The following is a 14,572-nucleotide window of genomic DNA, read 5'->3' as shown; positions in this document are numbered from 1 at the left end:
CCGCGCAAGCCGGGGGAATCGACATCCATGCAGAAGCGCCTCAAGGAAATCGTCATCTACATCCTCGAGAACGGCAACAGCCTCGAGCCGGAGCAGCGCGCGGAGCTCGAGGCCATGCGCGGCGAGCTCGCCGAGAGCGGGCTGTCCGTGGAGGCGATCGAGGAGGCCATCCGCCAGGTCCTGGACCTGGGCGAGTTGCGCCCGGCCCGTCCGCGTCCCCTGACCGGCGACGTGCCCGCCGCCGCGCGGCACTACCTGCAGCGCCTCGTGAGCCACGGGCTCATCGACGAGGAGCAGCGGGACGAGATCCTGCAGCGGGCGCGGCGGCTCGAGCGGGACGTCCCCGAGCTGTCCACGGTGGAGTTCCTGGCCGCGTCGGTGATCTTCGACGAGAGCCTGGGCTTCTTCTGGGGCTGGGATGGGGAGATCCACGCGTCCGCCCACAACCTGCACTGACCCTCCGGAGAGCATCCCCATGGCGCAGAAGCTGCTCATCGTCGAGAGTCCCACCAAGGCACGCACCTTCCAGAAGTACCTGGGCAGGGGCTACGTGATCAAGGCCAGCAAGGGCCACGTGGTGGACCTGCCCAAGAGCAAGCTGGGCATCGACGTCGAGAACGGCTTCGAGCCGCAGTACGTCACGATCCGTGGCAAGGGCAAGGTCATCAAGGAGCTGGAGCAGGCCGCGCGCAACGTGGACGAGGTCCTGCTGGCCACGGACCCCGACCGCGAGGGCGAGGCCATCGCCTGGCATCTCCAGCAGCACCTGGAGAAGCGGCAGCCGAACATCCGCCGCATCCTGCTCAACGAGATCACGAAGGAGGCCATCGCCGAGGCGGTCGAGAAGCCCGGCGAGGTGGACCTGCGCAAGGTGGAGGCCCAGCAGGCCCGGCGCGTGCTGGACCGTCTCGTGGGCTATCAGATCAGCCCGCTGCTCTGGAAGATCTTCTACTACGGCCTGAGCGCGGGACGCGTGCAGAGCGTGGCGCTGCGGCTCATCGTCGAGCGCGAGCGCGAACGGCGCGCCTTCGTGAGCGAGGAGTACTGGTCCCTGCGCGCGGAGTTCACCGGCGCCGCGGGCGTGCCCTTCGAGGGGCGTCTGTTCAAGATCAAGGGCGAGGATCCGCAGCTCGCGGACGTCGCGTCCATGCGCGCGCTCCTGGCCGGCCTCGGCGCGAAGGACGCGAGCGGCGACGACGCCCTGGCCGGCGGCGAGCTGCGCGTTGCGGCGAGCGGCTCGCCGCCCTTCACCGTGACGGCGGTGGAGCGCAGCAAGCGCAAGCGCTCGCCGGAGCCGCCCTACATCACGAGCACGCTGCAGCGCGACGCGAGCAGCAAGCTCGGCTTCTCGGCGCGCCGCACGATGATGCTGGCGCAGCAGCTCTACGAGGGCGTCGACATCGCCGAGGAGGGGGCGGTCGGTCTCATCACCTACATGCGTACCGACTCGACGCGCATCGCCGACAGCGCGCGCGCGGAACACCGCGACTTCGTGCAGAAGACCTTCGGCGCCGACTACCTGCCGGCCAAGGACCGCCAGTTCAAGGTGAAGCGGGGCGCCCAGGACGCGCACGAGGCCATCCGGCCCACGCGCGTCTCGCGCGTACCCGACGGCCTGCGCGGCACGCTCACCAAGGACCAGCTCGCGCTCTACCGGCTCATCTGGCAGCGCTTCGTGGCGAGCCTCATGGCCGAGGCGCAGTTCGAGGCGACGCGCGTGGACGTGACCGCCGGCGACGCGCTGTTCCGGGCCACCGGCAACCGCCTGCTCTTCGACGGCTACCGCCGCGCCAGCGGCCCGCTGCGCGGCAAGCCGGGCGAGGCGGCGGAGTCCGGCAGCGAGAACGGCGACGGCGAACGCCTGCTGCCGGTCATCGAGGAAGGCGAGCGCCTGGACGCCGCGCTGATTCCGCGGCAGCACTTCACCGAGCCGCCGCCGCGCTACTCGGAGAGCAGCCTCATCAAGGAGCTGGAGGAGCGCGGCATCGGCCGTCCCAGCACCTACGCCAACATCGTCGGCACGATCCAGGGGCGCGACTACCTGACCCTCGACGACAACCGCCGCTTCCAGCCCACGGAGCTGGGCGAGGGCGTCTGGCAGGTGCTGGAGGAGGGCTTCCCGCGGCTCTTCGAGGTGGGGTTCACCGCGCGGATGGAGGAGGAGCTCGACAAGGTCGAGGAGGGCGACGAGGTCTGGACCGACGTCGTCGATCACTTCTACGCGCCCATGCGCGTGGCCCTGAGCGACGTCTCCGGCAACACGGAGCACCTGCGCGAGTCCATCCGCGAGGAGACGGGCGAGGCCTGCGAGAAGTGCGGCAAGCCCATGATCAAGACCTGGGGGCGCAACGGCCGCTTCCTCGCCTGCAGCGGCTACCCCGAGTGCCGGAACTCCCGGCCGCTGGAGGCGCCCGAGGAGGCCGGCGAGCAGAAGTGCCCCGAGTGCGGCGCGCAGATGATGGTGCGCGTGGGACGCTTCGGCCGCTTCGCCGCCTGCTCCCGCTATCCCGACTGCAAGGGCACCGCGCCGCTGCAGATCGGCGTGCCCTGTCCGCGCGAGGACTGCAACGGCCAGCTCGTGGAGAAGCGCAGCAAGCGGGGACGCACCTTCTACGGCTGCAACAGCTACCCCGACTGCGATTTCGCGAGCTGGAGCCGCCCGGTGGCGACCCCCTGCCCGGACTGCGGCGGCATGGTGGTGGAGAAGGCCAGCAAGGCCAAGGGCAACTACCAGCAGTGCAGCGTCTGCAAGCTCGAGATCCCGGAGTAGCATGAGCGCGCGCGTGCGCATCGTGGGCGGCGGTCTCGCCGGCTGCGAGGCCGCTCTGTCCCTGGCGGCCCAAGGAACCCCCGTGCTGATGGTGGAGCAGAAGCCGCTGCGCCGTTCGCCGGCCCACCGGCTCGACGGTCCCGCCGAGCTCGTCTGCAGCAATTCCCTCAAGTCCGTGCGCCTGGACAGCGCCTCCGGCCTCTTCAAGGAGGAGCTGAAGCGTCTGGGCAGCCGCCTGCTGCCGCTTGCGGAGGCCTGCGCGCTGCCCGCGGGCGCCGCGCTGGCGGTGGACCCCGCCGCCTTCTCCGCCCGGGTGGAGCAGGCGCTGGACGCGGACCCGCGCATCGAGCGCGTGAGCGAGGAAGTCGTCTCGCTGCCCGAGAGCCCCTGCATCGTCGCCACGGGACCCCTCACCGGCGCTGCGCTCAGCGCCGAGATCGAGGCGCACTTCGGGCAGGGGCGGCTCAGCTTCTACGACGCCATCGCGCCGAGCGTCAGTCGCGAGAGCCTGGTCGAGGGGGCGCTCTTCACCGCCAGCCGCTACGACAAGGGCGAGGCCGACTACCTGAACGCGCCGCTGGACCGGGCGACCTACGACGCCTTCACGGCCGCGCTGGCCGCCGCCGAGCCCTACCCGGCCAAGGACTTCGAGGCGGGCGTGCCCTACTTCGAGTCCTGTCTGCCGGTGGAGGTCATCGCCGCCCGCGGTGCGGAATCGCTGCGCTTCGGACCCTTCCGGCCGGTGGGACTGCGCGATCCCGTCACCGGGCGCCGGCCGCATGCGGTGCTGCAGCTGCGCCGCGAGAACGCCGAGGGCAGCGTCTGGGGCCTGGTGGGCTGCCAGACGCGCCTGCGCATCGGTGACCAGCAGCGGATCTTCGGGATGATCCCGGCGCTGGCCGAGGCGGAGTTCGTCCGCTACGGCGCGATGCACCGGAACTTCTTCCTCGACTTCCCGAGCACGTTGACGCCGTTCCAGGAGAGCCGCGCGCGCGCGGGGCTCTTCTTCGCCGGGCAGATGACGGGCGTCGAAGGCTACGTGGAGTCCATCGGCAGCGGCCTGCTCGCCGCGCGGCACCTCGCGGACCGGCTCGCGGGGCGCTCGCCGAGCCTGCCTCCGCCCGAGACGCTCACCGGCGCCCTGCTCCGCTTCCTCGCCGGGCAGACGCCGGGGCGCTCGCAGCCCATGAACGTCGCCTTCGGGCTGCTGCCGGCGCTGGACGGCCCGCGCCGCGGCAAGGACGCCCGCAAGCAGGCCTACGCCGAGCGCAGCCTGGCGGCGCTCGACGCCTATCTGCAAGAATCCCAGGACTTGCGAGCCTGAAAGCGCTCTGCTAGCTTTCCCGCGTGCACACCCTTCTTGGCGATTTCGAACGCTATCTCCTGGTGGAACGCGCTTACTCGGAACACACCGTGCAAGCCTATCGCCGGGATCTCACGCAGTTCCTCGAGTTCCTGGACTTCCAGGGCGATCCCGCGGAGCTGGCGGTGGACCGTCAGCGCATCCGGCGCTTCCTGGCGCTGCTCCGCCGGGACGCCTTCGCCGTGGACCGCCCGCGCAAGCCGGCGCTCAGCGACCGCAGCATCGCGCGCAAGCTCAGCGCGCTGCGGGCCTTCTACCGCTGGCTGGGCAAGCGCGGCCTGGTGGACGCGGATCCGTCCCTGCTGGTCCAGCTGCCGAAGCTGGGCCGGCAGTTGCCCGTCTTCGCCGAGGAGGGCTGGGTGCACCGCATGATGTCCCTGCCGGACACCAGCACGCGGCGCGGGCTGCGCGATCGCGCGCTGCTCGAGCTGCTCTACGGCGCCGGATTGCGTCTCGCGGAGCTGCAGGGACTGCGCCGCGACGACGTCGACCTGCGCGGCGAGCTGCTCCGGGTTCGCGGCAAGGGCGCCAAGGAGCGTCTGGTGCCGCTGCAGGGCGAGGCCAGGCGCTGGCTGGAGCGCTGGATCGACCTCGCGGGGCCCACGGGCGCGTCGCCGGTCTTCACCGGCCGCGACGGCGCCTCGCCGCTCAGCCGGCGCACCGTGCAGCGCGTGGTGGAGCGCTGCCTCGGCCAGGTGGCGAGCCTGGCGCGGGTGAGTCCGCACGTCCTGCGCCACAGCTTCGCCACGCACCTGCTCGCGCGCGGGGCCGATCTGCGCTCGATCCAGGAGATGCTCGGCCACGCGAGCCTGACCAGCACGCAGGTCTACACGCACGTGAGCACGGACAAGCTCAAGGCTGTGCACCGGAAGGCGCACCCGAGAGGATGATCCCCGTCGAACCGCGCGCCGCGGTGGCGCCGCGAAACCCCAGCTAGGGAGGAAGGGCCTTGTCGCACCCGAAGGATTTCATCTCCATCGCGGACTGGAGCACGGACGAACTCGTGCGCCTGCTGGAACTGGCGATGGAGCAGAAGCGCACGCTGAAGAAGTCGGGCAAGCTGCCCGCCAGCCACGCCGGCAAGGTGCTGGCCTGCATCTTCCACAAGCCCAGCCTGCGCACGCGCATCAGCTTCGAGGTGGCGATCCGTCAACTCGGCGGTTCGAGCCTCTACATCACCGACAAGGAGATCGGGCTCGGCAGCCGCGAGGCGCCGCAGGACGTGGCGCGCGTGCTCGAGCGCTACGTGGACGGCATCATGATCCGCACCTTCGCCCACGAGAACGTCACGGTGCTCGCGCGCAACGCCACGCGGATCCCCGTGATCAACGGGCTCACCGACCTGCTGCACCCCTGCCAGGTGATGGCGGACCTGCAGACGATCTGGGAGCACCGCGGCGGCATCGAAGGCCAGCGCGTGGTCTACATCGGCGACGGCAACAACATGGCCAACAGCTGGGTGCACGCCGCGGCGCGGCTGCCCATCTCGCTGGTCATCTGCAACCCGGGCGGCTTCGACGTGGACCCGAACGTGCTCGCCAACGCGAAGCGCATCAACCCGCAGCTGAAGCTGGAGCTGATCGGCGACCCGGCCAAGGCCGTGGACGGCGCGGACGTCCTCTACACCGACGTCTGGGCCAGCATGGGGCAGGAGGACGAGGCCGAGTCGCGCAAGTCGATCTTCGCGCCCTACCAGGTGAACGGCCGGCTGCTCGAGAAGACGCACAAGGCCGACACCATCGTCATGCACTGCCTGCCGGCGCACCGGGGCGACGAGATCACCGACGAGGTGGTCGACGGCCCGCGCTCGGTGGTCTTCGACGAGGCGGAGAACCGCCTGCACGCGCAGCGGGCCATCCTCTCGGTGCTGATGTAGATGCGTGGCTGGCGTGCGCAGCTCGTCCTGCTGGCGCTGCTCGCGTCGGCGCTGAGCTGCGCGCGCATCAAGCCGCCCAGCGGCGGCCCGGTGGACGACACGCCGGCCACGCTGCTGCGGGGCCGTCCCGCCGACGGAACCCGCAACACCGGCCCGCTGGAGGAGGTCAGCCTCGTCTTCAGCGAGCCGGTGGAGCGCGGCAGCGTGCTCGAGGCGCTGCACAGCGATCCGCCGCGGCTGCTGCGCAGCGTGCAGTGGAGCGGCGACACGCTGCTCGCGCTGCGCTTCTGGGAGCCCCTGGACGCGGACGTCAGCATGGACGTCTATCTCACCCCCGGGTGGAAGGATCGCCACCGCGTCGCCCAGGGCGACTGGCAGGTGATGAGCTTCGCCACGGGCGACACGCTGCGCCCCGGCTGGCTGGCGGGCCGCGCCACCTTCAAGGGCGAGTCCAGCCGCAGCCTGCACCTCGCCCTGCAGGACAGCAGCGGCGCGGTGCTGCGCCGGCTGCGCCCCGACGCGCGCGGCGACTTCGTCATCCGCCGGCTGCCCGCCGACGGCCGCGAGCTGGAGCTGGTGGGCTTCCAGGACGTGAACGGCGACAGCGTCTTCACCCCGGGCGTCGACTTCGCGGACACGCTGCGCGATTCCCTGCGTCTGACGCCGGCGGTCAAGCGCCGCTTCGGGCTGAAGCTCGACGTCATCGACCCCGACGAGCCCGGCACGATCGCCGGCAGCTTCGCCTGCCTGGACACGCTGTCCGGCGGCTTCTTCCTGCAGCTCCTGCCGGACTCCTTCCGCCTCGCCGACGGCGCGCGTCCCACGGGACCGCTGGACCAGCTGCCCGCGGCCGACCTCACGCATCTGCGCTGGACGAGCCGCTGGCAGGCGACGGCCGACAGCCTCGCCCCGGCCGGCCTGCGCATGGACGCCGAGGGGGCCTACGAGTTCGCCAGCGTCCCGCCGGGGGACTGGTGGCTCTTCGTCTTCAAGGATCTGGGCGGGGGCGACTCCCTCTGGAATCCCGCCGACGAGCCGGCCGGGCTCAACGCGGGACCGCTGCGCCTCGCGCCCGGCGGCGCGGTCACCGTGCCGCGCCTGGCCTTCCCCGTGCTGGACGACGCCCCCGGCGCCCGCCACGGCGGTGCCCCGTGAGGACGTCACGCCGGCTCGCGCTCCTGCTGGCCCTCGCGGCGCTGCTGGGCGGGGCGCTGCCCGCGCGGGCGCAGTATCTCTTCGGCAAGAACAAGGTGGTCTACTCGCCGCGGCAGTGGCTCGTCTCGCGCAGCGAGAAGGTGGAGCTGTTCTTCTACCCGGAGGAGGAGCGGCTGGCGGGCCAGGCGCTCGTCTTCGCCGACAGCGCGGCGGTGGAGCTGGAGGGCGTCTTCGGGCTCACGCTCGAGCGGCCGGTGCCGCTCGTGCTCTACGGCTCGCAGCACGACTTCCGCGAGACGAACGTCATTCCCAGCCTGATCCCCGAGTCGGTGGGCGGGTTCACGGATCTCATCCGCGGCCGCGTGGTGGTGCCGTCCACGGGGGACCTGCACCAGCTCGAGCACGTGATCCGGCACGAGATGGTCCACGCGGTGATGCTGGAGAAGCTCGCGCGCGTGATGGCCGAACGGCACCAGTTCTCCTACCAGCACCCGCCGCTCTGGTTCGTCGAGGGACTGGCGGAGTTCTACAGCGTGGGGCCGCCCGACACCGAGGGGGAGATGCTGCTGCGGGAGGGCATCATCGAGGGCTCGCTGCCGCCGCTCGACCAGCTCTGGCGCATCCAGGGCACCTATCTCATGTACAAGGTGGGTCAGTCGGTGCTGGCCTACCTCGACCGCAACTACTCCACGGCCGCCGTGCGCGGACTGCTGGAGTCGTGGTGGCGCAGCGCCGACTTCGAGCGGCTGCTCGAGCTCGAGCTGGGACTGGATCTCGAGACCCTGGACCGCGACTGGCGCAACAGCCTGCGGCGTCGCTACTACCCCACGGTCACGCGCCGCCTGCCCGCGGCCGAGCGGGGACGCGCGGTGCTGCGCGGCGGGAGTTTCCAGGTGAGCCCGGCGGCGCTGGGCGACTCGAGCTTCGTCTACCTGGAGACCGCGACGGGACGCGTGGCCCTCGCCAGCGCGCGCTTCCCCAGCAGCCCGCGGCGGAAGGCGGACTTCACCGTGTGGCTGGAGGGCGGGCGCAAGGCGTCGACGGAGTCGATCCCGTTCATGCGCAGCCGGCCGGGCAGCGGCGCCGGGCTCGTGGCGCTCACCGTGCAGCGGGGGCCGCGCGACGAGCTGCGCTTCCTCGACGCCGCCAGCGGCAAGTCGCTGGCGAGCTTCGGCGCCGACTCGCTGGTGCAGCTGGAGTCGCCGAGCGTCGCCGCGGACGGCCGCGTGCTCTTCTCGGGCATCACGCCCAGCGGACGGCGCGATCTGTTCCTGCTCACGGGCGATCCCCGCGCCGAGGACCCGGGCTGGCGCGTGCGGCGCCTCACGCGCGACGACTACGACGACCGCGATCCGAGCTGGCACCCCGACGGCACGCGCTGCCTCTTCAGTTCCGACCGCGGCTTCCCGGCGGCGAGTCCGCATCGCAATCTCTACAGCCTCGATCTGGCCAGCGGAGCGATCGAACGCCTGACGCAGGGGCCCTGGGTCGACCGGCAGCCCACCTGGGGACCGGACGGCGCGCGCTACCTCTACGTCTCCGATCGGCAGGGCGCCTGGGACGTCTACCTGGCCGAAGGCGAGCAGCACGTCCGGCAGACGGCCTGCTTCGGCGCGGTGCAGGATCCCGCCTGGCTGGGGGACGGCTTCCTGGGCGCCGTCTACGAGGAGGGGCGCTACCGCCTCTACCACTTCCCGCTGCGGGCGGGACAGGAGCCGGTGGCGCCGCGGCTGGCCTCGGCGGGGGACGGTCACGCGCCCGCGCCGCCGAGTCCCGCGGCGCTCCCCGCGCCGGTGCCCTACCGCCTGCGCTGGGGGCTGGACTTCGCGACCTCCGGGCTGGCCTACGATCCGGAGTTCGGCAACACCAGCGGCGGGTTGCTGGGCTTCACCGACCTGCTGGGCAACCACCAGCTCGGCGTGGCGGTGACCAACACGGCCTCCACGACCGCCGACTTCTTCAAGCGCATGAGCGTGGGGGTCAGCTACACGAATCTGTCGCGGCGCTGGAACTGGAGCGTCGCCGCCTTCCACCTGAGCAGCGACTTCGACACCAACGTCTGGGACTATCGCTACGAGCGGCGCTTCGGCGGGCTGGCGGCGGTCAGCTACCCCTTCAACCTGTTCCGGCGCGTGGAGTTCAGCGCGAACGTCCGCGGCGTGGTGGAGGAGGACGAGCTGAGCTACGTCCTGCGCGATCCGCAGGCGGTGCTGGGTTCGCTCTACGCGTCGTGGATCCACGACACGGTGCTCTGGAGCTACGCGGGGCCGCTGGAGGGCGAGCGCGTGAACGTCACGGTGGGCTGGACCACGGCCTTCGGGGAGGGAGGCTACGGCTACACCGTGGGCCGGGTGGACGCGCGCAAGTACTGGCGCGTTCTGCGCGACACGGTCTACGCGGCCCGCGTCATGGCGCACTACTCGGCCGGGGACGACCCGCGCTACGTGCACCTGGGTGGGCCGCTGCAGCTGCGTGGCTGGCCGCATCAGCACTTCCACGCGCGGGGCGTGCTGCTCACCAACCAGGAGCTGCGCGTGCCGATCCTGCGCGGCATTCGGCTCTTCATGCCGCTGGGCGCCCTCGACCTGCCGTCCGTGCGGGGCAGTCTCTTCTTCGACGCCGCCCGGCTCTCCCAGCGCTTCTTCGCGATCCCCGAGCCGGAGTGGGCGGGCGACTACGGCCTGGGCTTCGAGCTGGGCCTGGGACCGGTGCTGATCCTGCGCTACAACATCGCCCGCACGACGGACTTCCACGAGATCAGCGCGCGGGTCGATCACGAGCTCTTCCTGGGCTGGAACTTCTAGCGAGCGGAAGGAGACCGCATGACCGGTCGGGATCCCTGGACCGACGACCTGCTCCAGCTCAAGGGGACGCCCCGCAGCGGCTGGCTCCGCATCGGCATCGAGCACCCGGAGTCGGTGGCGTCGCACAGCTTCGCCGTGGGCCTCCTGGCCTGGCGCGAGGCGCGGGCGCGGGGTCTCGACGCGGACAAGGCGCTGCTCATGGGCCTGCTCCACGACTTCCACGAGGCGCGGCTGGGGGACATCCCCAGCCCCGTGAAGCGGCTCCTGCCCGCGGACGCCCTGGCCCAGGCGGAGGCCGAACTGCGCGCCGCGCAGTGGGCCGGCTGGGCGCCGGAACTGCTGGGGCTGCTGGAGGAGTTCGAAGCCGGCGAGAGCGCGGAGGCCCGCCTGGTGCGCGCCATGGACAGGGAGGAGCTGCGACTGCAGGCGCAGCGCTACCTGGCGCAGGGCCACGCGCGCGCGGCGGAGTTCCTGGAAGGGGATGCGGTGGGCGACTAGCGGAGCAACGCGAAGCGCCCTCCGCGCCGGGTGGCGGGGAGGGCGGCGCAGCGGCCTTCGGGACGAGGGGCGCTAGGACTGGACGAGCGCGTTGGCCTTCAGCTGGAGCCGGGACTTGAGACGGCTGGCCCGGTTCTGCTTGATGATGCCCTTCTTGGCGAGCTGATCGAGCATGGCGCTGATCTCGGGCAGGGCGGCGGCGGCCTCGTCGGCCTTGTCGATCGCACGGAACTTCTTGAGTCGCGTGCGCATCAGGCTGGTATACGCGCGGTTGTAGACCCGGCTCTTCTCGGCGGTCTTCAGGCGCTTCTTGCAGGACTTGTGATGCGGCATTTCCCTTCCTCGCTGGATAGGCGCGCAATCTAGCAACCCCCGAGGGCGGTGTCAAGGGGGAAACCCCTTGTCCCGTCACGGTTTCCGGGCTAGATTCGCCCGCGATTCCCCGGCCCAGTCCTCCCGCGATCCACGGAACGGCCATGAACTCCAGCAGCGACGACAGCAGCCCCGCCCCCGACGCCCTGGCGCGCAAGCTCGAGCGCCTGCCCACCAGCCCCGGCGTCTACCTGTTCAAGGACGCCAAGGGCAAGGTCATCTACGTGGGCAAGGCCAAGAACCTGTCCAGCCGGGTGCACTCCTACTTCCGCGAGGGGCGGCCGGCCGATCCCAAGACGGACCTGCTCGTGAGCAAGGTGGCGGACCTCGACTACCTGGTGCTCGCCTCCGAGATGGAGGCCCTGGTCGCGGAGAACAACTTCATCAAGGAGTACAGCCCGCGCTACAACATCCAGCTCCGGGACGACAAGAGTTATCCCTACGTCCGCATCACCCTGGAGGAAGAGCTGCCGCGGATCTTCCTCACGCGGCAGATGGAGGAGGGCGGGAGCCTCTACCTCGGGCCGTACACGGACGTCGGCGCGATCCGGCAGACGCTGCGCGTCCTGAAGAGCCTCTTCCCGATCCGGGACTGCCCCGGCGATCTGCCCTTCGACAGCCTCACGCGCGAGTGTCTCTACTACCACATCGGGCGCTGCAAGGCGCCGTGCACGGGGCGGCAGTCGGTGGCCGAGTACCGGGACGGCGTCGAGAAGGTGCGCCTCTACCTCACGGGCAAGGCGGCGCGGCTGCGCGATCTCATCGACGGGGAGATGCGCCGCGCGGCCGAGGAGCAGCGCTACGAGCAGGCGGCGCGCTTCCGCGACCAGCTCCAGGCCATCGAGCGCCTCACGCACCGCCAGCGCACGCAGACCTACGGCCAGGAGGACCGCGACGCCCTCGCGCTCGCGCGCGACCGCGAGGACTGCTGCGGCGTGGTGCTCCGCCTGCGCGGCGGCCGCCTGCTGGCCAGCGAGACCTATCACTTTCGCGCCCGCGAAGCGGAGGCCGACGCGGACGTCGCCCTGGCCTTCTTCCAGCAGTACTACCACCGGGTGCAGCAGCCGCCGCCGGAGGTCCTGCTGCCCGCGCTGCTGCCGGACGGGGAGGACGCGCTGCTCGCCGACTGGCTGAGCGAGCGCCGCGGCGGGCGCGTGACGCTGCGCCGTCCGCAGCGGGGGCTGGGCCGCGAGCTGCTCGCGCTCGCGCTGGAGAACGCGCGCACGAAGCTGGACGAGTCGCTGGCCACCCAGGGGAGCAAGGCCGGGCGCGTCCCGCCGGAGGTCTTCGAGCTGCGCGAGGCGCTGGGGCTCTCGGCGCTGCCGCGGGTGATCGAGGGCGTGGACATCTCGAACACCGGCGACCGCGAGATCGTCGCCGCGCTGGTGAGCTTTCGCGACGGCGCGCCGCGCAAGAGCGGCTACCGTCGCTTCCGCATCAAGGGCAAGGACGGCCAGGACGACTTCGCCGCCGTGGCCGAGGTGGTGACGCGGCGCTTCCGCCGGCTGAAGGAGGAGGGCGCGCCCTTCCCCGACCTGCTCCTCATCGACGGCGGCCCGGGTCAGGTGGGGGCCGCGGCCGAGGCGTTGCGGGCGCTCGCGGTGGAGGGCCAGGCGCTGATCGGTCTGGCGAAGCGCGAGGAGGCCATCTACCGGCCCGGCGCGCCCGACGCCCCGGTGATGCTCCCGCAGAACTCGGGCGCCCTGCGCCTGCTGCAGCGCGTCCGCGACGAATCCCACCGCTTCGCGCGGGGCTTCCATCGCGAGCGGCGGGGCAAGCGCAGCATCGGCTCGGCCCTGGACGCGGTGCCCGGCCTGGGGCCGGCGCGCCGACGCCTGCTCCTCGACCAGTTCGGCAGCGTGCAGGCCGTGGCGGGCGCCGCGCTGAGCGAGCTCATGGCGCTGCCCGGCATCGGCGAGGCGCTGGCGCGGCGCATCCTGGCCACGCTCGCTTCGCCGCCCGAGGAGGCGCCGTGAACGCCGCCTGGCAGGCGGCCCTGGACGACTGGCTGGACCAGCTCCTCGTGGAGCGCAGCCTCTCCGCCAACACGCTCGAGGCCTACCGGCGGGACCTCGGCCGCCTGGTGGACTGCGCGCTCAGCCCGCTGACCGCCCGCGAGGACGACCTCCGCGGCGCGCTCCACGCGGCCGAGGCCGACGGCCTGTCCCCCCGCAGCCGCGCGCGCCTGCTGAGCGCGTGGCGCGGCTTCTTCCGCTACCTCTGCGCCGAGGGGCGCCGCACGGACTCGCCGGCGGAGGGACTCGAAGGGCCCCGCCTGCCCCGCGCGCTGCCCGACCTGCTGTCCCTGGACGAGATCGAGGCCCTGCTGGACGCCGCCGGCCGCGCCCGCAGCGCGCCCCTGCGCAACCGCGCACTGCTCGAGCTGGCCTACGGCGCGGGGCTGCGCGCCTCCGAGCTGGTGGGCCTGCCCCTGGCGGAGCTCTTCCTGGAGGACGGGCTGGTGCGCGTCCTCGGCAAGGGCCGCAAGGAGCGCTGGGTGCCGCTGGGGCGGCAGGCGGCGGGCGCCCTGGGCGAGTATCTCGGCCTGGAGCGGCCCCGGCTCGCGCGCGTGGAGTCGCCGCCGCTGGTCTTCCTGAACGCGCGCGGCGGCGGGCTGAGCCGGGTGGGCTGGTGGAAGATCCTTCAGGCGCTGGCGGGCGAGGCGGGCCTCGCGGGGCGAGTGAAGCCGCACAGCCTCCGGCACTCCTTCGCCACCCACCTGCTGGAGGGCGGCGCGGACCTCCGCGCGGTGCAGGAGATGCTTGGGCACGCATCCATCGGTACGACGCAGATTTACACGCGTGTGGACAGGCTCTACCTGAAGCGCGTGCACCGCGACTTCCACCCGCGGGGCGTGGCGGCGGGCGGGGAATAGACGTTGACGGATCGCCGGCCCTCTGTTACCTGAAGGACCACTTGAAGTCCCCGCACTCTGCCCCGCCACCGACACGTGATCCCCGGGGAGGCCCGTGAGCTACACCGTTCGCCTGGAACTCTTCGAGGGCCCGCTGGACCTTCTCCTCTACCTGATCCGCAAGGAGGAGATCGAGATCACGGACATCCCGGTGGCGCGCATCACCGACCAGTATCTCGCGCACCTGGGTCAGCTCGAGGATCTCGAGCTCGACGGCGCCGGCGAGTACCTGCTGATGGCGGCCACCCTGCTGCGCATCAAGAGCCGCATGCTGCTGCCGCGGCCGACCTTCGGCGAGGAGGAGGAGGATCCGCGGCGCGATCTCGTCGCCCAGCTGCAGGAGTACCGCAAGTACAAGGAACTGGCGGAGCGCTTCGGCGATCTGGCGGAGGCGCGGCGGCGGCTCTTCGACTTCGTTCCCGAGCAGCCGCTCGCGGAGTTGCGGACCCGGGAGGAGGTCTTCAGCCTGGACTTCCCCGATCTGCTCGCGGCGCTGCGCGATGTCATGGGCATCGTCGCCGAGCGCGAGGCGCGGCATCGGATCGAGCTGGAGAACATCACCATCGAGGAGAAGATGGACCTGATCCGCGGCCGCCTGCAGCGGGGCGGACGCCTGCTCTTCCGGGACTTCTTCGCGGAGGCGCCGTCGCGCCTCCACGTGATCGTCACCTTCATGGCGCTCCTGGAGATGGTCAAGTACGGCGAAGCGGCCGTGCGGCAGGAAGGCGCCTTCGCGGAGATCTGGATCGAGACGGCCGCGCCGCAGGCTGGGGTGCCTGCGGACGGCGACAGCCAGGCGCTGGGAGCGACCGGCGCCTGA

12 protein-coding genes are annotated in these 14,572 nt (G+C 71.7%); 11 read left to right on the top strand and 1 reads right to left on the bottom strand.

Features of this window, described 5'->3' with window-relative positions; all coding sequences use genetic code 11:
* Window positions 1-27: 27 nt before the first annotated feature.
* Genes H6693_03120 through H6693_03085 form a run of 8 tightly spaced genes read left to right on the top strand, consistent with a single transcriptional unit; the run spans window position 28 to window position 10,466 of the window.
* Entirely contained in the window at window positions 28-456 is a 429-nt protein-coding gene (locus H6693_03120; GenBank protein MCB9515160.1) for a hypothetical protein, read from the top strand.
* A 19-nt stretch (window positions 457-475) separates the two neighbouring features.
* Window positions 476-2,770: a type I DNA topoisomerase gene (gene topA, locus H6693_03115; protein MCB9515159.1), complete on the top strand. Its 2,295-nt coding sequence runs from the start codon at window positions 476-478 to the stop codon at window positions 2,768-2,770.
* A gap of 1 nt (window position 2,771) precedes the next feature.
* A complete protein-coding gene (trmFO, locus tag H6693_03110) occupies window positions 2,772-4,094 on the top strand; it encodes a methylenetetrahydrofolate--tRNA-(uracil(54)-C(5))-methyltransferase (FADH(2)-oxidizing) TrmFO (GenBank protein MCB9515158.1) in 1,323 nt (440 codons plus the stop codon).
* A 23-nt stretch (window positions 4,095-4,117) separates the two neighbouring features.
* Entirely contained in the window at window positions 4,118-5,023 is a 906-nt protein-coding gene (locus H6693_03105; protein MCB9515157.1) for a tyrosine recombinase XerC, read from the top strand.
* Window positions 5,024-5,082: 59 nt separating this feature from the next.
* Window positions 5,083-6,009: an ornithine carbamoyltransferase gene (argF, locus tag H6693_03100; GenBank protein MCB9515156.1), complete on the top strand. Its 927-nt coding sequence runs from the start codon at window positions 5,083-5,085 to the stop codon at window positions 6,007-6,009.
* On the top strand, window positions 6,010-7,164 hold the full coding sequence (locus tag H6693_03095; protein MCB9515155.1) for a hypothetical protein: 1,155 nt from the start codon (window positions 6,010-6,012) through the stop codon (window positions 7,162-7,164). It begins immediately after the preceding gene.
* Window positions 7,161-9,968, top strand: coding sequence for a PD40 domain-containing protein (locus tag H6693_03090; GenBank protein MCB9515154.1), 2,808 nt, complete (start codon window positions 7,161-7,163; stop codon window positions 9,966-9,968). Before H6693_03095 ends, H6693_03090 begins: the two co-directional genes overlap by 4 nt.
* An 18-nt stretch (window positions 9,969-9,986) precedes the next feature.
* On the top strand, window positions 9,987-10,466 hold the full coding sequence (locus tag H6693_03085; protein MCB9515153.1) for an HD domain-containing protein: 480 nt from the start codon (window positions 9,987-9,989) through the stop codon (window positions 10,464-10,466).
* A gap of 72 nt (window positions 10,467-10,538) precedes the next feature.
* Here H6693_03085 and rpsT read toward each other — a convergent pair whose 3' ends face one another.
* Window positions 10,539-10,799 carry a 30S ribosomal protein S20 gene (gene rpsT, locus H6693_03080; protein MCB9515152.1) on the bottom strand — a complete coding sequence of 87 codons (261 nt, stop codon included), beginning with the start codon at window positions 10,797-10,799 and terminating at the stop codon, window positions 10,539-10,541.
* Between the two features lie 143 nt (window positions 10,800-10,942).
* Between rpsT and uvrC the strand changes: the two genes are divergently transcribed.
* The 3 genes from uvrC (at window position 10,943) to H6693_03065 (ending at window position 14,572) form a co-directional block, all read left to right on the top strand.
* On the top strand, window positions 10,943-12,814 hold the full coding sequence (gene uvrC / locus H6693_03075; protein MCB9515151.1) for an excinuclease ABC subunit UvrC: 1,872 nt from the start codon (window positions 10,943-10,945) through the stop codon (window positions 12,812-12,814).
* The gene (locus H6693_03070) at window positions 12,811-13,713 is read left to right on the top strand and encodes a tyrosine recombinase XerD (protein MCB9515150.1); all 903 of its coding nucleotides are present in this window, start codon (window positions 12,811-12,813) and stop codon (window positions 13,711-13,713) included. The genes uvrC and H6693_03070 overlap by 4 nt, the downstream gene beginning before the upstream one ends.
* Before the next feature lie 94 nt (window positions 13,714-13,807).
* Window positions 13,808-14,572: a segregation/condensation protein A gene (locus H6693_03065; protein ID MCB9515149.1), complete on the top strand. Its 765-nt coding sequence runs from the start codon at window positions 13,808-13,810 to the stop codon at window positions 14,570-14,572.

Source organism: Candidatus Latescibacterota bacterium, from assembly GCA_020633725.1.
GTDB lineage: Bacteria > Krumholzibacteriota > Krumholzibacteriia > JACNKJ01 > JACNKJ01 > VGXI01.
The sequence above is the reverse complement of the archived record's forward strand: the minus strand, read 5'-3'. Positions and strand labels throughout refer to the sequence as shown.

Excerpts from the sequence above, each read along its gene's own strand:
- H6693_03120 (MCB9515160.1), top strand. The coding sequence starts at position 28 with ATGCAGAAGCGCCTCAAGGAAATCGTCATCTACATCCTCGAGAACGGC.
- H6693_03095 (MCB9515155.1), top strand. The coding sequence starts at position 6,010 with ATGCGTGGCTGGCGTGCGCAGCTCGTCCTGCTGGCGCTGCTCGCGTCG.
- rpsT (MCB9515152.1), bottom strand. The coding sequence starts at position 10,799 with ATGCCGCATCACAAGTCCTGCAAGAAGCGCCTGAAGACCGCCGAGAAG.
- trmFO (MCB9515158.1), top strand. The coding sequence starts at position 2,772 with ATGAGCGCGCGCGTGCGCATCGTGGGCGGCGGTCTCGCCGGCTGCGAG.
- uvrC (MCB9515151.1), top strand. The coding sequence starts at position 10,943 with ATGAACTCCAGCAGCGACGACAGCAGCCCCGCCCCCGACGCCCTGGCG.
- topA (MCB9515159.1), top strand. The coding sequence starts at position 476 with ATGGCGCAGAAGCTGCTCATCGTCGAGAGTCCCACCAAGGCACGCACC.
- H6693_03085 (MCB9515153.1), top strand. The coding sequence starts at position 9,987 with ATGACCGGTCGGGATCCCTGGACCGACGACCTGCTCCAGCTCAAGGGG.